The sequence below is a fragment of the Hyphomonas sp. CACIAM 19H1 genome, from assembly GCF_003325995.1.
In the GTDB taxonomy this organism is placed as follows: domain Bacteria; phylum Pseudomonadota; class Alphaproteobacteria; order Caulobacterales; family Hyphomonadaceae; genus Hyphomonas; species Hyphomonas polymorpha.
Genome location: NZ_CP016437.1, coordinates 1,546,806 through 1,571,845, shown reverse-complemented (window position 1 = coordinate 1,571,845; position 25,040 = coordinate 1,546,806). Strand labels below are relative to the sequence as shown.

Annotated in this window: 24 protein-coding genes and 1 riboswitch; of the genes, 9 read left to right on the top strand and 15 right to left on the bottom strand. The window is 61.4% G+C overall.

Annotation, left to right across the window (positions count from 1 at the left end):
• Positions 1-116: 116 nt before the first annotated feature.
• Genes BBF93_RS07405 through ectA form a run of 7 tightly spaced genes read right to left on the bottom strand, consistent with a single transcriptional unit; the run spans position 117 to position 7,629 of the window.
• Positions 117-1,565, bottom strand: coding sequence for a sodium/proline symporter (locus BBF93_RS07405; RefSeq protein ID WP_114105493.1), 1,449 nt, complete (start codon positions 1,563-1,565; stop codon positions 117-119).
• Positions 1,562-2,899 carry an MFS transporter gene (locus BBF93_RS07400; protein WP_114105492.1) on the bottom strand — a complete coding sequence of 446 codons (1,338 nt, stop codon included), beginning with the start codon at positions 2,897-2,899 and terminating at the stop codon, positions 1,562-1,564. Before BBF93_RS07400 ends, BBF93_RS07405 begins: the two co-directional genes overlap by 4 nt.
• A complete protein-coding gene (locus tag BBF93_RS07395) occupies positions 2,899-4,347 on the bottom strand; it encodes an aspartate kinase (protein WP_114105491.1) in 1,449 nt (482 codons plus the stop codon). Before BBF93_RS07395 ends, BBF93_RS07400 begins: the two co-directional genes overlap by 1 nt.
• A 1-nt stretch (position 4,348) precedes the next feature.
• Positions 4,349-5,290, bottom strand: coding sequence for an ectoine hydroxylase (thpD, locus tag BBF93_RS07390; RefSeq protein ID WP_114107025.1), 942 nt, complete (start codon positions 5,288-5,290; stop codon positions 4,349-4,351).
• 16 nt (positions 5,291-5,306) lie between these two features.
• Positions 5,307-5,714 (bottom strand): ectoine synthase, encoded by a 408-nt coding sequence (locus tag BBF93_RS07385; RefSeq protein WP_114105490.1) that lies wholly within the window; start codon positions 5,712-5,714, stop codon positions 5,307-5,309.
• A gap of 11 nt (positions 5,715-5,725) precedes the next feature.
• The gene (gene ectB, locus BBF93_RS07380) at positions 5,726-7,021 is read right to left on the bottom strand and encodes a diaminobutyrate--2-oxoglutarate transaminase (RefSeq protein ID WP_114105489.1); all 1,296 of its coding nucleotides are present in this window, start codon (positions 7,019-7,021) and stop codon (positions 5,726-5,728) included.
• A gap of 41 nt (positions 7,022-7,062) precedes the next feature.
• Entirely contained in the window at positions 7,063-7,629 is a 567-nt protein-coding gene (ectA, locus tag BBF93_RS07375) for a diaminobutyrate acetyltransferase (RefSeq protein ID WP_084324178.1), read from the bottom strand.
• Positions 7,630-7,813: 184 nt separating this feature from the next.
• Between ectA and BBF93_RS07370 the strand changes: the two genes are divergently transcribed.
• Positions 7,814-8,344, top strand: coding sequence for a MarR family winged helix-turn-helix transcriptional regulator (locus BBF93_RS07370; protein WP_114105488.1), 531 nt, complete (start codon positions 7,814-7,816; stop codon positions 8,342-8,344).
• 48 nt (positions 8,345-8,392) lie between these two features.
• On the opposite strand, the gene BBF93_RS07365 is transcribed toward BBF93_RS07370, so the two are convergent.
• The 5 genes from BBF93_RS07365 to BBF93_RS07345 all read right to left on the bottom strand — a co-directional run bounded on the left by BBF93_RS07365 (position 8,393) and on the right by BBF93_RS07345 (position 14,318).
• The gene (locus BBF93_RS07365) at positions 8,393-9,340 is read right to left on the bottom strand and encodes a C1 family peptidase (RefSeq protein ID WP_035595604.1); all 948 of its coding nucleotides are present in this window, start codon (positions 9,338-9,340) and stop codon (positions 8,393-8,395) included.
• 90 nt (positions 9,341-9,430) lie between these two features.
• Positions 9,431-10,909 carry a serine/threonine-protein kinase gene (locus BBF93_RS07360; protein ID WP_114107024.1) on the bottom strand — a complete coding sequence of 493 codons (1,479 nt, stop codon included), beginning with the start codon at positions 10,907-10,909 and terminating at the stop codon, positions 9,431-9,433.
• A 9-nt stretch (positions 10,910-10,918) separates the two neighbouring features.
• Entirely contained in the window at positions 10,919-12,073 is a 1,155-nt protein-coding gene (locus tag BBF93_RS07355; RefSeq protein ID WP_162174012.1) for an FHA domain-containing protein, read from the bottom strand.
• Between the two features lie 4 nt (positions 12,074-12,077).
• The gene (locus BBF93_RS07350; RefSeq protein ID WP_035595612.1) at positions 12,078-13,739 is read right to left on the bottom strand and encodes a zinc ribbon domain-containing protein; all 1,662 of its coding nucleotides are present in this window, start codon (positions 13,737-13,739) and stop codon (positions 12,078-12,080) included.
• 3 nt (positions 13,740-13,742) lie between these two features.
• On the bottom strand, positions 13,743-14,318 hold the full coding sequence (locus BBF93_RS07345; RefSeq protein ID WP_114105486.1) for a hypothetical protein: 576 nt from the start codon (positions 14,316-14,318) through the stop codon (positions 13,743-13,745).
• 148 nt (positions 14,319-14,466) lie between these two features.
• Between BBF93_RS07345 and BBF93_RS07340 the strand changes: the two genes are divergently transcribed.
• Together BBF93_RS07340 and BBF93_RS07335 are read left to right on the top strand one after the other, a co-directional pair.
• Positions 14,467-15,051, top strand: coding sequence for a sigma-70 family RNA polymerase sigma factor (locus BBF93_RS07340; protein ID WP_035595617.1), 585 nt, complete (start codon positions 14,467-14,469; stop codon positions 15,049-15,051).
• On the top strand, positions 15,032-17,395 hold the full coding sequence (locus BBF93_RS07335; RefSeq protein WP_162786468.1) for a serine/threonine-protein kinase: 2,364 nt from the start codon (positions 15,032-15,034) through the stop codon (positions 17,393-17,395). Before BBF93_RS07340 ends, BBF93_RS07335 begins: the two co-directional genes overlap by 20 nt.
• Before the next feature lie 3 nt (positions 17,396-17,398).
• Here BBF93_RS07335 and BBF93_RS07330 read toward each other — a convergent pair whose 3' ends face one another.
• Entirely contained in the window at positions 17,399-17,827 is a 429-nt protein-coding gene (locus BBF93_RS07330; RefSeq protein WP_051612329.1) for a hypothetical protein, read from the bottom strand.
• A gap of 124 nt (positions 17,828-17,951) precedes the next feature.
• Entirely contained in the window at positions 17,952-18,656 is a 705-nt protein-coding gene (locus BBF93_RS07325) for a DUF3299 domain-containing protein (RefSeq protein ID WP_051612330.1), read from the bottom strand.
• Positions 18,657-18,834: 178 nt separating this feature from the next.
• A riboswitch (yybP-ykoY riboswitch) is annotated at positions 18,835-18,935 on the top strand.
• A gap of 90 nt (positions 18,936-19,025) precedes the next feature.
• Between BBF93_RS07325 and BBF93_RS07320 the strand changes: the two genes are divergently transcribed.
• Positions 19,026-19,595, top strand: coding sequence for a TMEM165/GDT1 family protein (locus BBF93_RS07320; protein WP_114105484.1), 570 nt, complete (start codon positions 19,026-19,028; stop codon positions 19,593-19,595).
• Positions 19,596-19,682: 87 nt separating this feature from the next.
• Positions 19,683-20,006, top strand: a complete 324-nt coding sequence (locus BBF93_RS07315) for a helix-turn-helix transcriptional regulator (RefSeq protein ID WP_051612331.1) — start codon at positions 19,683-19,685, stop codon at positions 20,004-20,006.
• A 57-nt stretch (positions 20,007-20,063) separates the two neighbouring features.
• Here BBF93_RS07315 and BBF93_RS07310 read toward each other — a convergent pair whose 3' ends face one another.
• Complete coding sequence (locus tag BBF93_RS07310; RefSeq protein WP_114105483.1) at positions 20,064-20,912, bottom strand: hypothetical protein; 849 nt, start codon at positions 20,910-20,912, stop codon at positions 20,064-20,066.
• A 95-nt stretch (positions 20,913-21,007) separates the two neighbouring features.
• Here BBF93_RS07310 and BBF93_RS07305 point away from each other — a divergent pair, with 95 nt between their 5' ends.
• From BBF93_RS07305 to BBF93_RS07290, 4 genes are all read left to right on the top strand, one after another.
• On the top strand, positions 21,008-21,682 hold the full coding sequence (locus tag BBF93_RS07305; protein WP_114105482.1) for a Fe2+-dependent dioxygenase: 675 nt from the start codon (positions 21,008-21,010) through the stop codon (positions 21,680-21,682).
• A 259-nt stretch (positions 21,683-21,941) separates the two neighbouring features.
• Positions 21,942-22,610 carry a superoxide dismutase gene (locus tag BBF93_RS07300; protein ID WP_233349342.1) on the top strand — a complete coding sequence of 223 codons (669 nt, stop codon included), beginning with the start codon at positions 21,942-21,944 and terminating at the stop codon, positions 22,608-22,610.
• A 128-nt stretch (positions 22,611-22,738) separates the two neighbouring features.
• Positions 22,739-23,476, top strand: a complete 738-nt coding sequence (locus BBF93_RS07295; RefSeq protein WP_035595630.1) for a hypothetical protein — start codon at positions 22,739-22,741, stop codon at positions 23,474-23,476.
• Positions 23,477-23,489: 13 nt separating this feature from the next.
• On the top strand, positions 23,490-25,022 hold the full coding sequence (locus BBF93_RS07290) for a type IV secretory system conjugative DNA transfer family protein (protein ID WP_035595632.1): 1,533 nt from the start codon (positions 23,490-23,492) through the stop codon (positions 25,020-25,022).
• Positions 25,023-25,040: the final 18 nt, after the last annotated feature.

Below are 25,040 nucleotides of genomic sequence, written 5' to 3'. Positions count from 1 at the left end.
ATTCATGGCGAACACGCCATAAATGCCTGCATCTCCCCGTCTCTGGAGGGGAGATGCAGTAAACCGGAGGCTGGCTGAATGCGCCGCAACCGCTCGTTTCGAGCGGCGGCGCAGGATTATTCGGCCGGGCCGCCGCCAGCGGCTGCGGGAGACGGCGCGTTCGCCGGTTCGCGGCGCTGAGACAGGAACCAGCCCAAAACGAGCGGCACGAGAATGCCCGGCAGCCCTTCATAGATGCTCTCATGCCAGCCGAGGCCGAAGCGCCAGAAGAGTGCCACGCTGACCCCCAGCACAAGCATGAAGATCGCCGCCGGCTCCGACACCCGGCGGCGCAGGGCATAGAGCGCGAGGAGCGGCGCAAAGGCAGAGGCGAGCGTAGACCAGGCGAGGATGACCAGGCTGAAGACACTCTGATTGCCCGACAAAGCGAGGCCGAGCGCAATGAGAATGGAGGCCGCCGTTGCTGCCTTCAGCATGAAGGCCGTCTCCAGCCGCTTGGGCGCCAGATCGTGCGTGAAGGCGGCCGAGCAGGAAAGAACGAGGGAGTCGGCGGTCGACATTGTGGCCGCGAAGATGCCCGCCAGGATCAGCCCGACGAGGACCGGAGGCAGTAATTCCGTTGCCATCATTGGCAGGGCGAGTTCCGGGTCGATGTCAGCGAGGTCTGGCAGATAGAGGCGCGAGAGCATCCCGACGCCCGTAGCCAGCAGATAGAAGATCGTGAAGTAACCATAATACCAGGCGCGCGCACGGCCCATATTCCGGTCATCATCGAGCGCCATGAAGCGGACCATCACATGCGGCTGACCCACCACGGAGAAGCCGGCAAACAACCAGCCGACAATGAACAGCGCCATGCCGAGCGCGCCGGGGAAGAGAAGATCATCCGGGAACGGATTAAGAAAGCCGGGGATCGCGCGCCATAGCTCCATTGCGCCGCTGACCCCGCCCACGCCCGCGAAGGCAGCAATGAGCAACAGCGTCATGGCGGCCATCATGGTGATGGATTGAGCGCCATCAGTCCAGATCGACGCGCGGATGCCGCCGACGATGGAGTAAATCAGGACCATGGTGGCGACCATCACCGCGCCCGTCCACGGATTGATGCCGAGCACGCCTTCGAGCGCCTTGCCGCCCGCCGAAATCTGCGCGGCGGCATAGGCAATCAGGAAGATGACCATGATGACAGCAGCAATCTTCTGCCAGACACCGAATTTTTCCCCATACCAGCGGGCGATCACCGCGGCGAAGGACGCCTCGCCCGTCCGGGCGGTGGCCTGGCGCAGGCGGCGGTGAATGAAACTGGAACCGATGAAATCCCCCACGATCCAGCCGAACATCAGCCAGATGGCAGCAAGGCCGGTCTGGTAGGTGAACCCGATGACACCAATGAACATGTAGCCGGAATTGTTGGTGGCGACCGCGGAGAGCCCGGCGAGCCAGGGGGCAACGCTGCTGCTGGCGAGGTAGTAGTCCTTGCGCTTGCCGGTTGCCTTTCGGCCGGAGGCCAGACCGATTGCCACAAAGGAAAGCAGTATAAGGACGAAGCTGATGGCGGTGATCATGGGGCGGCCTCCTGTGGGCCGGAGGCGGGCCCGGAAAACAGATCCGGTTGCTCAGGCTCGCCGCGCGGATCGATCTCTGCGATGGCAAGGCTGGTGGCCGGGGATACGGAAAAGGGTTCGCGCGCCTGCGTGGGCACAGGCGGCGAAACGGCGGCGCGGGAGAGGCAAGCGATGGCCAAGCCCGCCAGCGCAAGGCCGGCAAACAGGAAGAGGCCGCCCCCACCTGGAATGATCTGGAGAAAGCCACCGGCAATCAGCGGGCCAATGACCGACCCAATACCCCAGACGACAAGGATGCCTGCCATCATCGGCGTGATTTCCTCCGGGGCCGCACGATCTGCCGCATTCGCCACGGCAACAGCGTAGTAGCTGAGCGAGCCGGCGCCGAAGATGGCGGCGAGGAGGAGCGTGATCTGTGGAATATTGATGGCTGCGGTGATGAAGAGGAAGATAGCCGCAACGGCCCCGATGCCGGCAGCCGCAGCGATGACGATGCGGCGATCAAACCTGTCGGAGACCAGACCGATCGGCCAGAGACCGATCATGGCGCCGGCAAGGATCGCGCCATTGAGCTGCGCGGAGAAGGCGGCGGCATCTTCAGGCCGGATGGCGGCGGCGAAAACGGGGTACAGCTGGGCGACGGAATTATTGACCGCGCCCGCACAGAAGGCCGCGAAAACCGAGGCGGGCGCAAGGGAGAGCAATCGTCTGGGCCCGAATGGTTTGGCGGCGACGAGTTCGGGCTGCGTGCGATTGGTCGCCGCGACGGGCAGCAGCGCGGCGATGAACAATCCCGCCACCACCATGAAGGCGCCAAGACCCGCGAGCGCGGCGGCAACAAGAAAAGGCGCCGCGATGGCGCCGGTCTTGGAGACCATATGATAGAAGCCGAGAATGGCGCCGCGTTTCTGAGGCGGAGCGGCATTGGCGATCCAGCTTTCGCCCGCCGTGAGCATCCCCGCAGCCCCTGCTCCGGCCAGCGCCAGCAGCAGCGCCCAGCCGGCAATTTCACGCCCCGCAATTGGCAGGATCAACGCGGCCAGCGCGCAGATGCCCGCCAGGAGGGTGAAGGTGCGGATATGCCCGATGCGGCGAATTTCGTGGGGCGCAATCAGCGTTCCCCCCAAAAACCCGGCGGAATAGGCCGAGGCGACGAGGCCGATGCCCGCCCCGGCGACGCCGGCTGCAAGCAGTTTCAGCGACATCACCATCGCCAGCGCCGCCATGGCGCCCTGAAGCAGCGTCAGCGCGGCCACCAGAACAAGGATGTTCCGGTAAGCCGCAAAGCTGCCGTGTCCCGACAGGACCAGCCCCGGCCTGCCGAGGAATTGCATCACGCCGCCGGGCGCAGCGGCGCGGCCGGCCTGACAGAAACGCCCGCCCGCTCCACAAGCGTCTCATGCAGCGCGCAGATGGCGGTGTCAAAATCCTCCTCCTGGATGACGGCCTGAATGTCCGTTTTCCGGGAGACCTGCTGCAAGCCGATGAGCGGCACGCCAGCGTCATGCAAGGAGGTGAGCGCCCGCGCCGTGATGCCGGGCACGTTTATGTCCGCGCCGATGACGGAAACGATCGCCACGCGGCTGGTAGAGACGGCCGCCCCTGTGAGGCGGGCTTCAATGTCAGCGGCGGCGCGCTTGAGGGCCTTGCGGCTGCCTTCGACATAGTGGGTGATCGTGTTGGCGTTGGAACATTTCGACACGATACGGATGGAATGACGGGTCAGCGCTTCCAGTACGGCCGCGTCATAGCCCTTCTCCCCCACCATATCCTGATCGAACACTTCCAGAGCGAACACGCCTTTGAGGCCAGTGACGATTTCCGCCCGCGGCTTCTCCGGCGCATAGTCTGCGCAGATGACCGTGCCGTCATCCTTGGGATCGAAGGTGTTCTTCACCCGCAGGGGAATGCCCGCCTGACGCAGGATCTTGGCCGCTTTAGGATGGACTGCTTCCATACCCATGTTGGAAAGCTGGTCGGCCACGTCAAAATTCGTCAAGCCGATCTTGCAAACCTTGTCGCTGCCGACGAGGTTTGGATCAGCGCTGGAGAGGTGGAACTCCTTGTGGATGATCGCTTCATCCGCGCCGATCAAGGCGGCAAGGCGGGAAAAGGTTACTTCCGTATACCCCCGGCCAAACTGGCGGACAAGACCGTCGCGGCAGCTAGCATAGCCAGTGACGATGGGCAGTTCTGTTTCCAAGTCAATCTTGTCGAGCGCGTCCTGCATCCGCTCTTCCATGGTGAGATTGCGCTCGTCCCGCCAGGCGGTGAGATCTACAGCCTTTGCATTTACACCATGCTTCTGAAGCAGAAGGGCCGTGTTGAAGGCCGAATGCGCTTCCCCCAGTGAGGAGAGCACTTCCTTCACGGTGGCGAGGTTTTCATCCAGCCGGAATTGGCCGTAGGAACAGAGACGGTGCAGATCAATCAGGCAGTTACGGACGTCTTCAATCCGTTCCCGCACGAAATTGTCCGCAACGGCCTGCTCGGGCTCGCCGCCGAACATTTCGGCGTTCTTCTCTTCCATGGCAGCGGCTACCGCGCCGAGCGCCTCGGTCCACGCCCATTTGTTGCCAGCGCCGGAGAACAGGCTGAACACGCCCGCCTCACCGGATTTTTTGTGTTCAAGCAGCCGGTTTGTCATGCCCGAATAGGCCGAGACGACGAAGATGCGGTTATAAAGCTCTGCGCCCTTGCGGCCACCGATCAGCACATTTTCCAGCACGGCCTGCGTATTGGAGATCGACGTGCCGCCGATCTTTTCCACGGTACGTTTCATGTTAGCGGCCTCCCACGGGGAATGGCGGCAAGGTCTTCAGGGCTCGGATGGGCTCCTTGACCTGACGGTGGGCCACGAATTCCGGACGCGGCTGTGTATTCCCGAACGGATCGCGAAGGCGGTTACTCCAGGCATTGAACACGAAGAAGGCATTGATGCGTTCATAGGGCGTGATGTTGCTGTTGGAGCCGTGCATTGTATTGCAGTCGAACACGACGACAGAGCCAGCCTTGGGCGCCGGGCCCTCGATACCGCCGAGCTTTGCCAGACGGGCGAGACTATCCCCATCAGGCACACCATATTCCTGTTTCTTCAGGGACTCGCGGTAATGCTCGTCCGGCGTTTCGCCCACGCAGGTCACATAATTCATATGGCTGCCCGGCATGAACATCGTCGGACCGGAATGGGGGTGATTGTCCGTCAGCATCACCGACATCGAGATCGCCCGCATGCGCGGCATACCGTCTTCCGTGTGCCAGGTTTCAAAATCCGAATGCCAGTAGAAATCCTTGCCGCGGAAGGCGGGCTTATAATTGATGCGCGATTGATGGATGTAGACATCATCGCCGAGGATAAACTGGGCAAGACCTGACAATCGCTCGTCCGCCGCCAGACGCTCGAAGACGTCTGACTGGCGATGCGGCGCGAAGACAGAGCGCACAGCGTCTACCCCCTCCATTCCGCGTTCACTGATCCGGCTTTCGGGGATCAGGCCGCCACGCTCGCGCAGGGCGTTGGCTTCGCGCGTCAGGGCTTTCACCTCTTCGGGCGAAAAAACGTCTTCCAGCACGACAAAGCCATCCCGCACGAACTGATCAATCAGCTCACGGTCTACCGGTGGCTCCTGCCCCGGCTGACCGTGCACCACGGGGTCGCGGCGCTCCAGCCATTCGGGCCGGGGTTTCTGGCGGGAAGGATATAGATCCTGTTCTGTGTCCGTCATCATGGAATATCTCCCTTCAGGCAGAGTTTTCGAGGGCGGCATCGGCAGGATAGGCGCCATCTGCGCCATGCACTTCCTTGCCTGTGACCGGCGGATTGAACACGCACGCCATCATCATCGGCGCGCCGGCATCAGCCCGCAGGATGTGCTTGTCGTTCTTGTTCAGGGCGTACATCACGCCGGGGCGAATGGTGTGCGTCTCACCGGTCGCGATGTCGGTGATCGACCCTGTGCCTTCCATGCAGAACACGCTCTCAAGATGGTTCTTGTAGTGCATGTGGAGCTCGGCACCGGCATGGATGGTGGTGATGTGGAACGAAAATCCCATACGATCATCTTTCAGCAGCAGGCGGACGGAAGACCAGCCATCGCTGTCGACGCGGCGTTCTGTGAGGATTTCCTTTGCGAGGTCTCTTACAATCATTTTTGTCTCCTTCAGGCTGCGGATTTCTGCTGACGCGCATTCACTGCGCGCACGGCATCCGCGAGAATTTTGAGGCCGGCATCGAGTTGCGCATCACTGATGGTGAGGGGCGCCAGCACCTTGACCACCTCATCCCGGCTGCCGCTGGTCTCAATGATGAGCCCATTGGCAAAGCAGGCCGCGCAGATTTCTGCGGCAACTTCGCCGCTTTCCATCTCGATGCCCGACATCATGCCCCGGCCCTTGAGATGGCCGGCAAACGGCGCCGATGCAGCAATTTTTTCCAGCCCTGCGCGCAGACGCGCTGCCTTGCGGGCCGTTTCCTTCTCGAAAGCGTCATCGGCCCAGAAGAGCTCCAGCGCTTTGGTGGCCGTCACGAAGGCGTGGTTGTTGCCCCGGAAGGTGCCGTTATGTTCGCCCGGCTTCCATTGGTCATGCTGGGGACGGATGAGTGTCAGCGCCATCGGCAAGCCAAGCCCGGAAAGGGATTTGGCCAGAGTCACGATGTCCGGCGTGACGCCCGCCTTCTCGAAACTGAAGAAGCCGCCCGTACGGCCAATGCCGGCCTGGATGTCATCGATGATGAAGAGCGCGCCATGCTTGCGGGCGATCTTCTCGATCTTCCGCAGCCAGGCATCCGAGGCGACATTCAGCCCACCTTCGCCCTGCACCGTTTCCACGATGATGGCTGCTGGCTTGTCCAGACCCGAAGAGGGGTCCGACAGGCGCCGGTCCAGCTGTTCCGCCGTATCGGTGTCTTGGCCGAAATAGCCGTCATAGGCTTCGTGCGTTACGCCGGTCAGCGGGACGCCTGCTCCGCCGCGCTTGCCGGAATTACCGGTGGCGGCCAGCGCGCCCAGCGTCATTCCATGGAAGCCATTGGTGAAGGCGATCACATTCGTCCGTCCCGTGACTTTCCGTGCCGTCTTCAGCGCCGCCTCAACTGCGTTGGCACCGGTCGGCCCCGGAAACAGCGCGCGATAGTCCATACCGCGAGGCTTCAGAATGCAGCGCTCGAAAGTCTCAAGGAAGCGCGCCTTTGCGCGGGTATGCATGTCGAGACCGTGGGCCACGCCATCCGCCTCGATATAATCGAGCAGCGCACGCTTCAGTTCCGGATGGTTGTGCCCGTAGTTCAACGTGGAGCAGCCAGCCAGAAAATCGATATAGCGGGTGTCATCTTCGGCGATCAATTCTGCGCCACGCGCAGAGCGGAACACCGCCGGGAATGAGCGGCAATAGCTGCGCACGCGGGACTCGCGGCGTTCAAAAATATTCGAGGGTGCAGATGCATGTTCATAGGCCATTGATGGCTCCTTTTTGCTCTGATTTGACAGGGGGCTGACGGTCAGCCCGAAGCCTTCGGCGCCTGGAATGGGCCAATGGTGACGAGAAATTCGGTATCGTGCTGGCCAGCGAAGTGCCGGTTACGATCGAACCAGGGCTCTTCTCGCAGCGGCGCCGACAGCCAGCCCGCGACGCTGCGGAACAATCCCCAGGAGGCCTCATTGGCGCGCGTGATGGAGGTTTCGATCTGCGAGACGCCCGCCTGCGCGCGGCGGGAGAGAATGTCCGCCAGCATCCGGCGGGGCAGCTGTTGACCGCGGGCATCCGCGTGTACAGCGACCTGCCAGAGGAAGTAGGTGTGATCCTTGCCGGGCGGGCGATGGCCGGAAATCCAGCCCACAACTTTGCCATTCAGGCGCGCAACAGCGGAAGATGCAGCAAAGTGGGTACACTGGATCAGGTTCGCATAAAGCGAATTGGTGTCGAGTGGCGGACAGGCGGCAATCAGCGCATGAATTTCAGCCGCATCTTCCGGCACCGGTGATCCGATCTGGATCACGGCACCTGCGGTCTGACTTCGGTCCGGGACGGAATCATTTCCATCCATTGTGGTGGCCTCATCGGGCATGACGGCTCCCATTGGTTTATTATTTTGTTTGTCAAATTATTATCCTGACAGGAATGTCAACCCTGAAGCCCGCGATTGGCTGCATTGTTAACGAGCATAATCGCTGGAAATGACAGGGTATCTGGCAGATATTTAGATGTACAAATTATTTGTTGATCAATGGAATTGACTTAGATTGAACCTCATGATCGCCGCAGATGACTCCCTCGAATCGACCCATCCCGCCTCCGAAATGGCGCTGATTTCCCTCCGCCGGATTCTCAAGGCCGTGGAGGCACAATCACGCTCCCTCGCGCGCGACACCAGCCTTACCCCCTCCCAGCTGGTTGTGCTGAAAGAACTGGCGCAGCGAGATGGCGCGCAGCCGGGCGAACTCGCCCGGGCGGCGGGACTGAAACAGGCGACCATCTCCATCCTGCTCGACAAGCTTCAGGCACGCGGTCTTGTTCTGCGCAATCGGGGAGATGCCGACCGCCGCACCGTAAGAGTCCAGATCACGCCAGAAGGCCGCCAGGTTCTGAAGGCGGCGCCGGATCTTCTGCAGGCGGAGTTTGGCACACGGTTTGCGCAGCTGCCCGATTGGGAACAGGCTTATGTCAACGCGGCGCTGACGCGGCTTGTCTCATTGCTTGGCGCCGCTGACATTGACGCCTCCCCCGTTCTGGATGTGGGCCCGGTGACAGATCTGCCCGCCGGCCCGGCTGAGCCGCGCTGACCCGATCAGCCCGTCTGTAACAAGCGCGGCTGGCTTCTGCTTACGCGGTTACTTTCCGCGCAAGCGATCCCTGAAGTCGCGCTTGGCTGTTTCCAGATTGCTGTTGAGCTGACTGCGCAGGCCTGTTCGCAGGCTCTCCAGTTTGCGGGCCCGGGCTTCGAGCAGTTCGGATGACACACCCACGCCTTTCATGGACTCGGTGAGACTTGGTCCCATCAGGGTGAACCCTTTCGCATCCTCGATAGCACCGATCGTCCAGAAATCTTCTTCCATCGACCAGGCATCCATCGTTTCGAACGGGATCCAGCAATAGCCCTGCTCTGCCCAACCAGCGCTCCAGCTATTGCGGACGAGATAGGCGCGCTCATTCATGTCGTAGCCGACGATGAGCATCGCATGGCCTGATGGCGGACGCTGAGGCACCACCTGGTCCGGGCGCGGCATACGGCCACTTTTTGCGGCAGCATCGTAGTATTCCCCCGGCACAAAGATGCCGAACACGATGGGCAGACCATGCGCCAAGGCGGTGAGCGCGGGGACGCCGCGCGGCGTGCGGGCATATTGGACCGCTTCATAGTTGCGGGCGTTCTGATAGCAGGTTTCCGGCGGCAGGGCCGTAACCATCGTTTCATTGAAGGGCCAGAGCGCCGCCTCGCACGCGCCATAAGCCAGCACGGCGGCCATGCCATGATGAATGAAGCTGCCCTGGTCAAGATGTGTCGAGTCCGACAGCTTCCGGGCATTGTAGTAGACGAACAGGCGGGAAAGATCCGTCAGTGAACGGCCGGCTTTGAGATGGTGATATTCCAGCGCGCCGATAACGGCATTGGCAACGCAGGAGTTCGTCTGCAGCTGATTTTCGACCGGCGAGCAATGGACGCGCAGGTCAACCCGGTCCGGCAGGCGGACGGTGGGCGCGGCGAGGGTCGGCGCGGCAGACGGCTTGGGCTCGAAGCGGCAGCCATTGAGGCTGAAACCAGACCAGTTACCAGACATTGGACTTCTCCGTTCAGGATTTGAGTGGCTAGGCAAAGGGGTAGCGCTGACGGCAACCCCGGCTTTCAGTGTGCAGAGTTGCGATGATCATCAGGGGCATGGCGCGCCCGGAGGGTGATTTACGTGGATCTGGCCCTGCGCGGCGAACGAGCCGGACATGTCATAGGTCTGGTAGCTGATGTGGCAGCCCTGATCCCAATGCATCCGCCCTTGATAGTTCAACCCGGCCCCTGGCGCGCTGAGCGTGAAGTCCCCGGCTGTGCCGTTCAGCTTGCCAGTGATCTGGAGGTTGTAGCCATAACTGCTCTGGCCGGTTCCGGAGAAGGCACCGTTGCCGGAAACGCTGACATTGTAGATGTTTCCGGCGCCATCGTCCCAGCGGCCACTGAGGCTGGCATAGGGAGAGTTGGCGCCGCCTTCGCCGCCATTCCCACCGCCGCCATTTTCATTTCCAATTGCGCCCGCGACTGCGATCAGCAGGAACAGGGCGAAGGCCGCCGCGCTGCTGATACCGATCCATTTGAACATACCGCCGCTTCCGCCCGTTACCGGCGTTCGTTCGGGTTTAGTTTCCGGGACATAGGCCGGGCCCACATTGACCGCATCGACAAGCTGCTTGCGGTATTCTTTTGCCGTCTGCGGACGATTTGCCGGGCGGTTGGAAAGGCCGCGCTCGATCAGCGCGTCGATGGTCTTGGGCACATCTGACCGCCCGCCCGATGGCGGCTGCCAATGTCCCTGGGGCAGAACATCCACGAGCAGTTCGTAGAAGATCACCGACAGGGAATAGATGTCGGCGGAAGGCCCGGCACTATCAGCAGCGGTGACTTGTTCAGGCGCCATATAGCGCGGGGTTCCAAGGCCAGTTCCGGTGCCCGAGTCCATGGCGCCGGATGTTGCGCGGGCAATCCCGAAATCCAGAATTTTCAACGGTGAGGCGGCCTCGGCCGGCTCGTCAATGAGCATGATGTTTTCAGGCTTCAGATCCCGGTGCACCACACCTGCGCCATGCGCCGCGGCAAGACCATCAAGCACCTCTGCGATGATGCGTGCAGCGACCCGCAGCGGTATGTCCTGACGCTGACGGATCTTGTCCCGGTGCCAGTCGCGCAGGGACTGCCCTTTGATGAACTCCATGGATACAAAGGGTTGCCCTTCTGTCTCGCCCACATCGTAGACCGCCACGATATTGTGATGGCGAATATCCCGCGCGGTGATGCCTTCCGAGATCAAGCGCTTGATGGCCCCCTGCCCGGCGAGGCGATCAGGCCGGATGAGCTTCAGCGCAACTGCCTTGTCGGCCAACTTGTCATGCGCGCGATAGACGACACCCATTCCGCCCTTCCCGACGATACTCTCGATGATGTACCGCCCGGCAAATTCCGTACCGGGAGAAAGATCGCGCATGCCTTCGCGCTCAGTGGGGCGCGCCTGGGATGGATCCATCGTTTCCAGGCCGCCAATGGTCATCAGCGCCTCAAGGCTGCTCCCCTGCTGATCGGCGCCGCACTCCGGGCAGAACCGGTCACCGGAATTGAGTTGCGCGCCGCAATTTCTGCATTTTGTCATGGGGTGCCCCTACTTCCGGACTTGAGAAAGGCGCTGAAAAATTATCTGCCGGGCGCTGCCATGCTCGACACGGAAGCTGACCCGCAGACCGAGCCTCTCCGGCGAGGACACCAGGGGCGCAATCACATCGCCGTCGGCGAGCCGGACGATCTTGCCTTCGCCGTAAGCATTGGCATTGACGCGCAGCCCGCTGCCGGCGGTTACGCGCAGGATCAGGCGGTCAGACTCGATATAAAGTTCAAAATGGCGGCGCGAGATGAGCAGGCTGGCGGATTCGTCCAGTTCGTCTGAGGCCCCGAAGACCAGCAGGCGCACATCGCCGTCCCCGCCCTGGCGGCGGGTGCGGCTGCGGCCGATGGCGAGCATGCCGTCCTGTGTCATGATCGGTCCGTTGAAGGGCGCGTCGCCCTCGCCAAAGCCGAGCCAAGAAAATTCGGCGTTTCTCGGCACCCAGTTATCGGCGTCGATACCACGCAAGCCCAGGCGGCGCTCTTCCCGCTCCGCTCTTACCAGAGGCAGCGCGACAGCCTGATCCGTCTGCTGAATGGCCGGCCGAGCATCGTTCTTTCCGGATATGTAGACGAGGTTTCCATGCCCGGCGCTTTCGCCCCCAATATTGACGACCGGCCCCTTTTCAGAGTTCGGGTCTTCCACCATCAGGGTGAGGTTTGCGGTGAAGGCAAAGTTTTCCTGGCGCCAGCGCCAGCGGCTGGCCATCGCGACCAGCAATTGAAGGCCGTGGGCTCCGGCCCGCTCGATCTGGTTTGCAACGATGCTGAGGGGGCGGGATTCGCCGGCATCCAGCCGCTCCCAGCCGAGACTTTCCTCCCGCCACGGACCGGAGGCCTCACGGCTCCAGAGGCCTGTGACGAAAAGAGGCCGCTGCACGCCAGACAGATTGCCGATGGACATGGGAAGCGCCACCGCGCCGCCGACCTTTGCGACAGTCAGCGCGCCGGCATCCACTTGCAGATAGGGCGCGACACAGACCGTGCAGAGGCCCCGATCATCCAGAAGGCCCGCGCACTCCTCGGCTGCCATGCATCGCATCAGCGGCTTTCCGCAATCTCCGCAGAAAGTCGCGTCACGGTCCAGCGCCGAAGTGTAGCAACACTCCGCCTGTGTCCGTTGCGGCCCAGTGTTGCGGGAGGTGACGATGGACATGGGATCAAGTCCGCATCTTGTGGCCACAGCCGGTGCAGAAATTCGCCTTTGCGGGCAGCGACCTGCCGCATTTCGGGCAATCGACATTGGCTGCATTCTCGCCAAAGCTTTCGGGCGTTGTACCGGTTTTGCCTCCGGCGCCATGGGCGACACCGGTGGCGCCGGTCATGCCGGCCTTGAGGATGTCCAGCTCATGCTGACGGCTGACGGCACGCTCTTCCGAAGCGCCCTTGATCAGTTCCCGCATGATTTCCATGGATTCCTGGCTGTTGCCGGCCTGGGCCCGCGCCTGCTCCTTGAGGACTTCGGCCACCTGGGGCGACAGACCGGCATTGATCGCCAGGATCTGTTCCGGCGTCATTTTCGAGCCCGCCATCAGCTGCGCGGTGCGCGCGTCAGCCTCAGCTTTCATAAGGGCGACCTTATTTTCCGTATCGGATTTCGAAACGAGGATGCCGCGCTGGGCAGTCCGGTCGTCGCCGGCCGCCTCCAGCTTCATCATGGTCTCGAGATTTCGCGCCGCCTGTTCCTGAGCGAGGCGGGCGATGTCCAGTTCCATACGCTGACGGCGCTCGTTCAACTCGAGATCGGTCATTACCCCCATTTTCTTGAGGTTCTGAACATGGCGGGCATCGAGCTCTTCAATCTCGATTTCGGTTTTCCGCAGGCGGGCCGCTTCCCTGGTCAGATCTATGAGATGGCCGGCATCGGCGATTTCTATCTCCACCTTGGCCGCACGTTCAGTACGCAGAACTTCCACCTCATGAGCGAGGGCTTCCATCTCGTGACGGCGCGTGACAGCCTCGCGGGCGTCGACGAAGCGCACCTCACTGTCGAGGACCATATGGGCGAGTTCGTCATCCGTCGCGGCCTGGATCTTTGCGAGGTCTGCGGAGGATTCGAGCTTGAATTGGGTGGCTTCAGCCTCGCGGGACATCTCGCGCTTGAGAAGCTGGAGCTGATAATCCAGCGCTTCCTGATCCCGGTCGATCTGGGCGCGCTTGAAGGCTTCCATCTCGACACTGTTGAGCGCCCACTCGACGGAGACAGCGCGGACCAGCACGCCGAGATCGCCCAGCACGCGCTCAGCTTCCTGCATCATGTCGGCCTGAATCTTGTCCTGCAATCCGGTATTGCCGCGCATGTCACCAGCGTCAGTCCGGCTGATCACAGCCTCCAGCACGCGGTCGGACACATGGGGCGCGAGACGCTCCAGAATGTCGAGCGTGGTGAGCGCCTTGCGGCCGGGAAGTTCGCTTTCCTTCTCCGAACCCCGCTCATTGCGCGCGACGCCGCGCATCAGGCCGAGGATGTTGGACGGCTTGTCGGGGTTGAGTTGCAACTCGAATGTGCAGAGCCCGCCGACTTCCACATTGTCCCGCGAAACGCCCTGGAAGCTCATATTGACGCTGAAGGGTTTCAGGTCTGCCAGCAGGATGGCGATATGCGTTGATCCGCCGACCACACCCTTGATGGCATTCGCCAGGCCACCGACGGAGAAGTGGGCGCCGACGAAGCTGTCGATAAGCTGGCCATTCTTGAACAGCAGGGCGGCAAGATCTGGCGGAGTGGCAAAGCGCTTCTCGAAGAAGGTCTTGAATTCAGCTTCCCGCACGAATTCGGCAAGAAGGTTCGGGTCAGTCAGGACAAGAGGCATCGAGGCCATGGATTAGCCCTCCTTCTTAGCGGTCATGAAAAACTGGGTGTAAACGCGGGCGAAGATGATCAGCACGCAGACCGCCACCGGGATCGGATGCGCCATGACGATCGAAACCATGCGATCTACCGCCGACATTTCCCCGACCATGTCTCCCATGCGGGAGACGGTAAAAATCGAGGTTGTGACGATCGAAAACAGGGTGAATACGGACATCACGAAGGTTACGAGGCCGGCGATCCGCCGAGCGAACGTCAAAGGCTCACGGCGAGGCGCGGAATTGGCTTTGACCTCTGCCCTGGCTTCTTCCGCGTCTCGCCGGTCAAGCGCTCTTTCGTGTAGGTCCCCGCGCTTGATCGCCTCGGCCCTGGCTTTCTGGTCCACCTTCAGAAAGTCGGGCTGAGCCTTGTTGTTCTTGCTGGTGGCATTGACGGGCGTCAGATTCGACGCATGCCGTCTCCAGATGACGAAGACTGTCAGGGCAAGCCAGATGCCTGCTGCCGCCATCGTGACATTGAAAAGGATTTCAATGATTGGCCACGCTTCGGGGGGGATCTGTTGCAATGTCTCTTGGAGGGTCTGTTCCATCTGAGGCGCCTTCAGCTAATTCGCTTCTGATGTTGAAGGCGCGAGATCACGGGATTTCCGGTCACAATCTCCGAAAAATATTTCCAGAGCAGGCGCTGCGCCTTGTCGCGGCACGGAATTTGCGACAGTTTCGCAGCGGGAGGTGGCGATGAGCCAACCGGGTGACATATCGGCCAAGCAATTGCTGGATGCCTGGCGGGCGGGCGACCTTACCGCGCGCGACCGGCTGTTCACCGAGCTTTACTCCGAACTCCGGCAGATTTCGGCGGGCCTGATCCGCTCTGAACGCAACCTGTCCCTTTCGACCGGAGACCTGGTGAACGAAGCCGTCATTCGCCTGATGCGGGTGGACCAGATCGAATGGGCCGACAAGGTTCACTTCCTGGCGCTGGCGGCCAGGGCCATGCGGCGGGTACTGATCGACCATGCCCGCAAGAAAAGGTCCGACAAGCGCCACCATCAGAAAGTGACCCTGGTGTCCCGCCTCTCCGATGGCAGTGCCGACCGGATCGAGATGGATGTGCTGGAGAAGGCCCTTATCCGGCTCAGCGTCATCGACGAAGAGAAGGCCGAAATCGTCGAGTTGCGCTATTTCGGGGGGATGACGCTGGAAGATATCGCCGCCATCAAGGGCGTTTCTGAAGCCACGGTGAAACGCAACTGGCGGGCGGCGCGTGCCTGGCTGCTGGATTGCCTCAATGAAGCAAAGCAGGATGAGCACCGGATCGACTGAACGCCGCGCCCTCGAACTCCTCTCGCAGGCTCTCGACATGCCCTCCGATCAACGGGAGGCTTGGGTACGCAGCCAATGTGCCGGAGACGCGGCGCTGGAAAAGCGTGTGCTGGGCCTGCTGGCGACCGAGCGCGCCCATCCGGGCGCCCTGAAGACCGGCGGCGCCCGCCAGGATACGGTTGAGCCGGAAGCGCCCGAACAGGTCGGCGCCTACCGCATTATCGAGACGATCGGCCAGGGCGGCATGGGCGCGGTTTACAAGGGCGAGCGGGCGAGCGGCAATTTCGATCATACCGTCGCCATCAAGATCATCCGGCCCGGCGTTCTCTCCGAGGCCCTCATTGAGCGGTTTGAGCGGGAACGGCAGATCCTTGCGGCGCTGAACCATCCCAACATCGCGCGCCTCTATGATGGCGGGGAGATGGCCGACGGCTCCCCCTACATGATCATGGAATATGTGGACGGCGAGCCTCTGCTGGTCTGGGCAGAGCGAACCGGCGCTTCCCTCCGTGAACGGCTGGATCTGTTTCAGAGCCTTTGCGGCGCTGTGCAGTTTGCCCACCAGAACCTGGTCATTCACAGGGACATAACCCCCTCCAACGTGCTGGTGAACAAGGCCGGCCTGGTCAAGCTGATCGACTTTGGAATTTCCAAATCTCCCGACGGATCGCCCCCTGCCCGGTTCAACCCGCCCGGCAGCAAGGACGCGATGAGCTATACGCCGGGCTATGCCGCGCCGGAACGTACGCGCGGGGCGGCTGCCAATACGCTGTCTGACATCTATTCGCTGGGCAAACTGCTGGCGGACCTGTTGAAACCGGAAGAGCGATCACCCGAGCTGACGGCGATTATCAAGCGCGCCACGGCGCAAGAGCCTATAGACCGCTATGCTTCCGTCGACGCCCTCAATGAAGACATCAGTGCCCTGCGTTCCGGCAAGCCGGTGGCGGCTTACAGCGGGAGCCGTGTTTACCGGTTCAGGAAATTCGTGGCCCGCCACCGCATCACTGTGGCATCGATTGCGGCGGTGATCATCGGGCTTAGCGCGGCGCTGGCCACGACCGTGGTACAGTACAACCGCGCTGAAACCGCGCTCGCCATCGCGAACAAGCGCTTTACCCAGGCGCGGGAACTCAGCCGCACGCTGGTTTTCGACGTGTACGACCAGACAGAAAAGATCTCAGGATCAATGGAAGCGCGCAAAGCGCTTGCCGGCGTGGTGAAGGATTACATCGACAGCCTCCAACTCGATAAGGATGCGCCAGAGCAAGTTCTGATCGAGGTGGGCATCATTACGTCCCGGCTGGCCGACCTTTATGGCGGCATCGGCATCGCAAACCTGGGCGAAAACGAAGTGTCCATGCAGCTGTTCCTGGATGCGCAGAAGGCTCTGAACAGCGCGCTGGAGCAGAACCCCAATGATAAAACGGCCATTGCCGAACTTCTGATGGTCGAGCGTATGCTGACGATGCAGTATCTCTACCACAAGAACGATCTGGTGACGGCGCATCAGGCCAATGACCGGGCCCGGAATCTCGCCGAACGCGGCCTTACGCTCGGCAGCGAAGGGGAAGGCCCTATTCTTCGCCACTTCTGGAGCATCCGGACTGATGAACTTCAGTTGCTGACTGCCGAGAAGCGTACGGAAGAGGCGTTGACCAAGGTTCGCCAGTGGCGATCGGAGCTGACGCTGGAGATGGTGGCGCGCATCGGCAGCGGAGAGGAGATGCAGGCCTATTTCGCCATGCAGGAAGCGATGCTGCTAACCGGCGCAGAGCGCGGCGCGGAGGCGCTCGAACCGCTGGACACAGCCATAACATTGCGTGCGGCGCAGCTGGCCGAGAAACCGGAAAACTATTATTTCAAAACGCAGCTGATGGTCGCCCATGGCGAGATGGCCACTGCTTCGCGCCTGGCGGGGGATATGGCAAGGAGCCGCGCGAGCGCCGAGCAGGCCGTTGCCCTTGCGCGGGAAATCATGGCCGATGATCCAGAGGATGCCGGCGGCCCGGAAGGGCTGTCTGCGATGTTGCAGAAGCTCGCGACCGCTGAGTTCAGGTCTGGGAATATCAGTGCGGCACACATGGCCGCGGATGAGGCAGCCCGTCTCATGGAAGGGCTGGCGCAGCAGTTTCCGGAAGACAAGTTCTACCAGGTCCGCCTGCTGAACGTTCTTTCGCAAGGCGCGGAGATTGATGCGGACGATCCGGCGCGGGCCTGGTCTTGCGGGCTGGTCAGGCGGGCGGAAGGATATTTCGACGTGAAAGCCGTGCTGGAAGATACGACCGCGGGATGGGAGGAAGAGAAAATTGCCCCCCTTCGAGCACTGTCCTGCAAGAACTGAGACCTAGCCGCCGACATTTTCCCCGATTCCGAAATCGCGGCGGGCGGCAACGATGCTGACGATGGGCCCGGCGACGACATCCAGCAAGGTCATGACCATCAGCAGAAAGAAGACTGACGTTCCAAAGCCCGGAAATGCCAAGAACCCGATCACACTGAACAACAGCAAAACCATCGAAAGGGAATGATTGACGATGGCGTCTCCCTTCGTGCGCGCTGCCTTGAGGATTTCGACAAACAGGAAGATGAGCCCGATCAGAAGGACAAGGTCGCCCAAAGCGAACACAAACCGGCCACCGGACATCATGGGTAGACTGAACAATGCGCCGTCCAGTCTTGCTTGCGTCCCCCCCTGTCCTGCTGTCAGCGAGACAAGAAGGTAGAGGCACACCGGAATAATCAGAAGCGGGGCAACGATCAGCGCACGCAGCATGGCAAGTCTCTCCTGACGTGCCCCTTGCCCGGCATGGGCACAAGGCAGAGCTGAGGGCACATTTGCCCTCATCCCTTAAGGCGCAGAGACGGGCGTTTTCGGGTCACCATTTTTTCCAAGATGTTCAGGGAACGCCGTAAGGCTCGATCTTGGTGAGCGTCAGCGTGTAAGCGGCAGCGGCCAGGTCACTTTCCTGCGTCTGCGCCGTCAGCGTCCCTTCCAGCCAATAGGCGGTCCATATGTCATCGATCTTCACGGCAGGATCGGCCTCGACATAGATGATCTGATTGGGAGGCGGCGGAGGGGTATGGATGCAAGCCCCCATATAGGGAGCGAGCAGGAAGGCCGCCTGCCTGTTCTTCAGGTTGAAATCAAAGGGCACCACATAGCCGGGTATGCGGATCAGCATGCCGTCCAGTTCGGGAACGGTGTCGAAACCGCCCAGTTGCGGCATGTAATCAAGCTCCGATCCTTCCTCGATCATCTCCATTGGCTGGCTGGCATACCGAGCCTCCAGCGCCTTGTAGAATTCGGCATACTCCTGCTCCAGCGCTTCGCCGGCCCCTTGGGGCATCAGGTCTTCCCAAATGATGGGAAGCGCCTCTCCTTCCCGGACGCCCCAATAACCGTTCTCGCCACCCGATTCGGGGGCTGCCTGCTCCGGCACGCTGACGTAGGCGGAGGGAGATGGCCGCTCGAAGGTTTCACTGACGGCGCCTTCTGGCATCGGAGGAGGTTCGCTTGGGGCGCCATCCTGACCGTCAGGCGCGCCGCCGCCACACGCAGCAAGCAGGAAAACCAGAACCGCCGCCGCAAAAGACCTGACCACACAACACCTCATTCCACCTAATACTGAATTGACCACAAATGTAATAAAGTAACATTCGCCTGTCCATCGGGCTTGTATTCAGATTCTACCGGTTTGGGCCGCCTGGCCAGTCTTTCAGTTCATCCTCGTGACGGACTTTCCCGCGGCTCTTGCATGGGCGGCGCTTCCGGGATAATCGGCACGCGTCATCTGGGGAGTAGCCAGCCACCGCAAGGTGGGCTTCCGCGTCAACATACTTGGTCGAGAGGCCATGGTGCGGAAGGAGCGGTCATACCGTTCGGGCGAGACCAATGACATTGCCTCCTGCCTTGCCGGGCGAGGATGCGATGTCGTTGGAATCAACAACTGCCCGGCCCGGAGACTATCCTCGTGGAAGCACTCTTCACCTCGACCGCGGTGGTCGCGCTCGCCGAGATTGGCGACAAGACCCAGCTGCTGGCCATTGTTCTGGCAACTCGATTCAAGCGCCCCGTCCCCATCATTCTCGGTATTCTGGTGGCCACGCTTGCCAACCACTTCCTGGCGGCCTTTGTCGGGGCGCAGGCTGCTGCCATTCTGGAAGGCGACTGGTTCCGGTATCTGATCGCGGCGTCGTTCATCGCCATGGGCGCCTGGACGCTGATCCCCGACAAACTCGACGATATCGAGGAAAAACCCGCCCGCTTTGGCGCCTTCGTGACGACAGTGATTGCCTTCTTCCTCGTGGAAATGGGCGACAAGACCCAGCTGGCAACTGTTGCCCTCAGTGCCCGGTTCAATGACCTCCTGATGGTGACCATGGGCACGACGCTGGGCATGATGCTGGCCAACGTGCCTGCGGTCTTCCTGGGGAATGAGCTGATCCGGCGTGTCCCCCTGAAGGTTGTGCGGATGATCGCCGCGCTTCTATTCCTCGTCATCGGATTGTGGCTGGCTGCGCAAACTGCTGGCCTGGCCTGAGTTTTCCCATCTGGCGGGCTGGACAGGTGCGCAGAAGCGCCCCACCTCGTCTACGCACCAGTCTGGTCCTTCCGAGGAGAACATTTGATGGCAATTGCCAAGCGCAAAAGGGCGAGCAGCGTTGCCGTGGTCACCGAAAGGGTTCACGAAGCGGCTGGCGTCCTGAAGGCAATGGCCAGCGAAACCCGGCTGAAAATCATGTGTGCGCTGAGCGAGGGGGAACTGCCCGTCAACCAACTCGCGGAGATGACGGGGCAATCCCAGTCTGCAGTCTCCCAGCACCTGGCCAAATTGCGCGCGGCCGGGCTGGTGGAAAGCCGCCGCGACGCCCAGACGATTTATTACCGGTGCCGTCCGGGCATCTCTCAAGCCCTGATCGATACGCTCTGCGATTATTACGGGACCAAATGAAACAGGCCGGGACGCGCCCGGCCTGTTCATTCATGTCCTGAGGCCGGGCGGGCCGGGTCAGTGGCTGTTGGCCAGCACGGCGCTGGAGGCTGCGACCGTGATTGCCGAGAGATCCGCGTTCAGTTCAGCCTGAGGGGCCGCATCCGGATATGCCTTGGCGAGCTCGGCAAAAGCCTCGTTCAGGGCTGCGGCGCCTGCCGGGTTTGCGGCGGTGATCTGGGTTTCCTGATCTTTGAAGAGGGAAAGGCCCGCCTTGTAGAAGCCGTAACCGTCCAGATAGGGCTCGTAGGTGCCAGCTTCTCTGGCGATGCGGTACATGGCGGCGGCGCGGTCTGCCTGATCCGCCGCGATGGCAGCGCGGATGGAAACCGGGCTGCGCGAAGATTCCGGCGCCTTGGTGCCCGCTGCGCGTAGCGCCGCAATGATCGCATCGGTGCGCGCGCTGATCTGCTCAGCGCTTTCGCCCGCCATCACGGCTTGAGAGGCCTCCAGCAGCAGATTGTCGAACAGCGTCACGCCGCGCGCCTTGAACAGGTCTTCCAGCTCGATCAGCACTTCGCTGACCGGGTGGGCAAACATCTCGGCGGCAGCGTCTTTTTCGCCCAGCGCGAAGGCGTCGCGCGCCGCGATGACGTGAGCTTCCGTCACGCCCAGGGCTGCCCCATAGATGACCGGGTCGGTCGCGGCCTGATCAAGCGAAATGCCGCCTTCGCCTTCCCCGCCGGAGGCCACCGCCTCGACCGCTTCCTCAAAGGAGGGCGCCGGAGCCGTTGCAGCAGACTGTTCCGCAGCCGCTTCGGGCGCATCCGCCGCAGGGGGCGTGGCCTTTCCGCAGGCGCCAAGCCCGGTAGAAATAAGGGCGAGGCCAAGGCCAAGACCGGTCCAGGCTCTGTACGACTTGCTCATTCATGCGCTCCGCATATGTTGTTTGTGATTGAGAATGAGTTGCAGTTAAAGCAAATGGAGCTGCGCCGCAAGACCAGAGGCGCCGAAGGCCTGAGATGATTGTCGTTGAAAACGTACTGAGCCCTGAGGTGCTGTCGGAGGCTACAAAAGCGCTCGCCGAGCTGCGATGGGAAGATGGCCGCAAGACCGCAGGAGCGACCGCGCGCCGCGTGAAGCAGAACCAGCAGGCAGACCTCACCAGCCGGACGGGCACCAAAGCGCGCGACATGCTGCTGGACACCGTAAAGCGTCATCCGGTGGTGGAAGCCTATGCCCGCCCGCTGAAATTTGCGCCGCCCCTGATCAGCCGCACCGGCGCTGGCGACACTTATGGCCTGCACATCGACAATCCCGTTATGGGCAAAGGCGACGCGCGGTTACGCACAGACCTTTCCTTCACCTTGTTTCTTTCGCCCCCCGAAGCCTATGAGGGCGGCGAACTTGAAATCGAGACTGTGTTCAGGACAGAGTCAGTGAAGCTGCCTGCGGGCAGCATGGTTATTTATCCGTCTACGGAGTTACATCGCGTCGCTCCGGTGATCTCCGGAGAGCGATATGTATTTGTCAGCTGGATTCAGAGCGCCATCCGGGATGCAACCCAACGCGCGATCCTCTTTGACATCGCAAACCTGAAAGTGGGCCTGGCGCGCGCCTTTCCGGCTGGTTCTGCAGAATTGCTGACGCTGGCCAAGACTGAAGCCAACCTCATCAGAATGTGGGCAGACGCGTGAGGAATGGCCGCCCGCTTCACAATCCTGTGAGGTGGGAACAATCGGGCCCCGGATGCGATTTTCCAAGGCAGTTGACTGACTACAGGCTGACGTTTCGTAATTTGAACCGTGACCTCGATGCCTGCGTGCCCCATATGGGCGGGGTGCATATATTGCGCCGCGTTATTTTCACGAACTGCTTTCAGATCAGGGAGAAGATCACATGTTGAGAACACTCGCCATCGCCACCGCAGCCCTGGGGGCCGTCGCCTGCACCAGCATGGGCACCACGGCTCTCGCGAGCGAGCCTGCGGCGCCCGCCGCTTCGCAAACGGCCGTTACATACACCCTGCCCGATCTGCCTTATGGCTATGACGCGCTGGAAGGCGCCGTTGATGCCAAGACCATGGAAATCCATCATGGCAAGCACCACGCCGCTTATGTGAACAACCTGAATGCGGCGCTGGCCTCCGAGCCGGCACTGGCGGCCGAGCCGCTGGAAGCGCTGCTGGCAAAAATCTCGACGCTTTCCCCTGCGATCCGCAACAATGGCGGCGGCCATTACAATCACAGCCTCTTCTGGAAACTCATGGCGCCTGCGGGCCAAGGCGGCACACCGTCTGCCGAGCTTGCTGCCGATATCGACGCCACTTTCGGATCGATGGACGCGTTCAAGGCGGAGTTCAACAAGGCAGCGACGGGTCAATTCGGGTCAGGCTGGGCCTGGCTCGTCGTGACCGATGAGGGGCTGAAGATCACCTCTACCCCCAATCAGGACAATCCGTTGATGGATGTCGCCGCCGTGAAGGGCGCGCCCGTGCTGGCGGTCGATGTGTGGGAACACGCCTACTATCTGCAATATCAGAACCGCCGCGCCGATTATCTGAAGTCCTGGTGGGATGTTGTGAACTGGAACGAGGTGAACAGCCTCTACGCCGACGCAAAATAAGCCGCAAAAAGATCGGGAGGGCCGAACCGGCCCTTCCGTTTCTTCTTTGGGCTTGCCTGCGCCTGCACGTTCCAGCGCCGTTCATCTCCCGGTAGGCAAAACTATCCGGGTTGCTATAAAGCCCAGACATGACGCCAACTCAGATTGAACAACTTCGGTTTGCGCTGTCACAGCCCCGCTATGAGGGCTGGACCGCGCCGCCGATCATTCCTGGCAACTGGCGCAATCTTTCCGGGGATATGGCCCTAAGTACCATCATGGCCATCTGCGAATGGCTGGAAGACGAACGCGATATCAGAAACCTGGCCATCGACTGGAGCGTTGACCGGGCGCGAGTTCGCAACCTTGCCTGCTATGAAGACACCGTTTTGGTCGAACTGGCAGCACATGCCGGTTACGGGCGTCCGGGGCTGATCAATGTTATCGTGCATGAAGATGGCATGGCCCTGCTCAACGGCACGTCCGCAGTCATTCATGAGCTCAATATGGATCTGCCGCCGCTGCTAGAAACACATCATCAGCGGCTGGACTATCTGCATCTCTTCATGAACTGGGTACATGCCAGCGAAGGACGGTTTCAGCCGGTCGCCGCGCAGGAAGAGTTGCAGGCACGCCTGCTACCTGAAGGCATAGAGGTCGCTGCCCACGCTGATCTCAGCCCATTTATCGAGATAGAGCCGGAAGAAGAGACCAAGGCACTGGCGCACTATACCGGCACAGTCCTTTATGGTTGCAGCCTGTTCCGGGCTGTAATGGCAGTCTTTCCACAGGGAATTGTGGAAATGATCGATGATGACGTGCTGCTGGCAGAATTACCGGTCCGGGAGGAAGGCCTCATCGGACCCATGATCGTCAGCCGAAACTGACCCTGGGGGGAAAATGCTGGATCTGGTGCCTGTTCAGTCAAAACTCGAATTGCCGTCAGAGGTTGGGGGCAACAGACTGCTCGTCGGCTGGTCGATGGAACTTGAGCACAAGAAAACGCCGATCGGCTTTTCTTTCGGTGATCCGGAATGCACGCCTGCGACGGGATATATCGACCCGATCCTGATGGAGATGGAGGGGCATCTGATGACCATTGCCCCGACCGGTGCGGGCAAAGGCGTCGGCTGCATCGTCCCTGCGCTTCTGCGGTTTGACGGGCCCTTGATCGTGATCGATCCGAAGGGTGAAAACGCCCTGATTACCGCCCGGCGCCGGAAGGAGCTTGGCCATACGGTGGCGATCGTAGATCCCATCGGCGTGACCGGTCTTCCCTCCACGCCGATCAACCCGCTGGATCTGCTGGACCCGTCCGGGCCGACGCTGGTGGACGATGCCATGGCCATCATTGCCACGATGATCGACAACCGGATGGGCCGCAACACCAATGACGGCGACTATTGGTCCGAACGCGGAGCAACCTTTGTTCTTGGCGTGATGCTGCATGTTGTGTCTGATCTGCCGCCAGCCCGCCGGCATCTCGGGACCGTCCGCGAACTCGTGGCGCAGGCGATGGGCGAGGCGGGCATCTACTCTCAGATGGCGGAAAATCCTGCCTCCACGCTTTCCAGCGCCACGACGGTGCTGGGCGCGCTCGAGCGGTCGCGCAATTCCGAGGCGGTCCGGATCGGGCAGATGCTACGGCTGGGCGCTGTGTCTACGCTGGGCGGGATCCTTTCCTTTGCGCAGTCCATTGTCGAGGTGGCGCGAGGCGACGCAATCACGAAGAGCCTAGCTTCGACCGGCTTCGAACTGGACGCGGTAACGAGGGGCGATCCGCTGTCGATCTATCTGGTATTGCCGCCGCATATGCTCGACAGCCACGGAAAGCTGCTGCGCCTGTGGGTGCATACGCTGATGACCCTGATCACACGGCGGAATGCGCGACCGGAAAAATCCACATTGTTCCTCCTGGACGAGGCCGCGCAGCTGGGAACTTTCACGCCGCTGCGCCGGGCGGTGACGCTGATGCGAGGCTATGGCCTGCAGACCTGGAGTTTCTGGCAGGACCCAAGCCAGCTTCGCAATCTTTATCCCGATGACTGGCAGACGATGGTGAACAATTGCCGGGCCGTGCAGTGTTTCGGGGCCAACACCATGCTGGCGGCAGAATCGATGGCCGCGATAGTCGGCTTCCGTCCTGCCGAAAGGCTGCTGGATCTGGCCGATCACGAGATGCTGCTGCAGCTTTCAGGCGATGCGCCGGTGCTCGCGCGCCTGCCGAGCTATCTGACGGATCCCGCGTTTGACGGCATGTATGATGCCAACCCGTTCCATGATCCGGCGAGGCCTGTGATGCGGCCGCCCCCCGCAGTTGAGCGCGTGGTGGTGCGCCGCCCGGCTGGCCAGGGCGAGCCTGAAACGCTGTCGCCGGCAGGCCTTCTGAAGATTCTCAAGGATCCGCCGGAAACGCCGGCGGCGCCCGACTGACGCCGTTTTCACACGCAC

What these genes read in the sequence shown, in the direction of transcription:
- BBF93_RS07405 (WP_114105493.1), bottom strand. Translation starts at nt 1,565, where the DNA reads ATGATCACCGCCATCAGCTTCGTCCTTATACTGCTTTCCTTTGTGGCA.
- BBF93_RS07400 (WP_114105492.1), bottom strand. Translation starts at nt 2,899, where the DNA reads ATGCAATTCCTCGGCAGGCCGGGGCTGGTCCTGTCGGGACACGGCAGC.
- BBF93_RS07395 (WP_114105491.1), bottom strand. Translation starts at nt 4,347, where the DNA reads ATGAAACGTACCGTGGAAAAGATCGGCGGCACGTCGATCTCCAATACG.
- thpD (WP_114107025.1), bottom strand. Translation starts at nt 5,290, where the DNA reads ATGACGGACACAGAACAGGATCTATATCCTTCCCGCCAGAAACCCCGG.
- BBF93_RS07385 (WP_114105490.1), bottom strand. Translation starts at nt 5,714, where the DNA reads ATGATTGTAAGAGACCTCGCAAAGGAAATCCTCACAGAACGCCGCGTC.
- ectB (WP_114105489.1), bottom strand. Translation starts at nt 7,021, where the DNA reads ATGGCCTATGAACATGCATCTGCACCCTCGAATATTTTTGAACGCCGC.
- ectA (WP_084324178.1), bottom strand. Translation starts at nt 7,629, where the DNA reads ATGCCCGATGAGGCCACCACAATGGATGGAAATGATTCCGTCCCGGAC.
- BBF93_RS07370 (WP_114105488.1), top strand. Translation starts at nt 7,814, where the DNA reads ATGATCGCCGCAGATGACTCCCTCGAATCGACCCATCCCGCCTCCGAA.
- BBF93_RS07365 (WP_035595604.1), bottom strand. Translation starts at nt 9,340, where the DNA reads ATGTCTGGTAACTGGTCTGGTTTCAGCCTCAATGGCTGCCGCTTCGAG.
- BBF93_RS07360 (WP_114107024.1), bottom strand. Translation starts at nt 10,909, where the DNA reads ATGACAAAATGCAGAAATTGCGGCGCGCAACTCAATTCCGGTGACCGG.
- BBF93_RS07355 (WP_162174012.1), bottom strand. Translation starts at nt 12,073, where the DNA reads ATGTCCATCGTCACCTCCCGCAACACTGGGCCGCAACGGACACAGGCG.
- BBF93_RS07350 (WP_035595612.1), bottom strand. Translation starts at nt 13,739, where the DNA reads ATGGCCTCGATGCCTCTTGTCCTGACTGACCCGAACCTTCTTGCCGAA.
- BBF93_RS07345 (WP_114105486.1), bottom strand. Translation starts at nt 14,318, where the DNA reads ATGGAACAGACCCTCCAAGAGACATTGCAACAGATCCCCCCCGAAGCG.
- BBF93_RS07340 (WP_035595617.1), top strand. Translation starts at nt 14,467, where the DNA reads ATGAGCCAACCGGGTGACATATCGGCCAAGCAATTGCTGGATGCCTGG.
- BBF93_RS07335 (WP_162786468.1), top strand. Translation starts at nt 15,032, where the DNA reads ATGAGCACCGGATCGACTGAACGCCGCGCCCTCGAACTCCTCTCGCAG.
- BBF93_RS07330 (WP_051612329.1), bottom strand. Translation starts at nt 17,827, where the DNA reads ATGCTGCGTGCGCTGATCGTTGCCCCGCTTCTGATTATTCCGGTGTGC.
- BBF93_RS07315 (WP_051612331.1), top strand. Translation starts at nt 19,683, where the DNA reads ATGGCAATTGCCAAGCGCAAAAGGGCGAGCAGCGTTGCCGTGGTCACC.
- BBF93_RS07310 (WP_114105483.1), bottom strand. Translation starts at nt 20,912, where the DNA reads ATGAGCAAGTCGTACAGAGCCTGGACCGGTCTTGGCCTTGGCCTCGCC.
- BBF93_RS07305 (WP_114105482.1), top strand. Translation starts at nt 21,008, where the DNA reads ATGATTGTCGTTGAAAACGTACTGAGCCCTGAGGTGCTGTCGGAGGCT.
- BBF93_RS07300 (WP_233349342.1), top strand. Translation starts at nt 21,942, where the DNA reads ATGGGCACCACGGCTCTCGCGAGCGAGCCTGCGGCGCCCGCCGCTTCG.
- BBF93_RS07295 (WP_035595630.1), top strand. Translation starts at nt 22,739, where the DNA reads ATGACGCCAACTCAGATTGAACAACTTCGGTTTGCGCTGTCACAGCCC.
- BBF93_RS07290 (WP_035595632.1), top strand. Translation starts at nt 23,490, where the DNA reads ATGCTGGATCTGGTGCCTGTTCAGTCAAAACTCGAATTGCCGTCAGAG.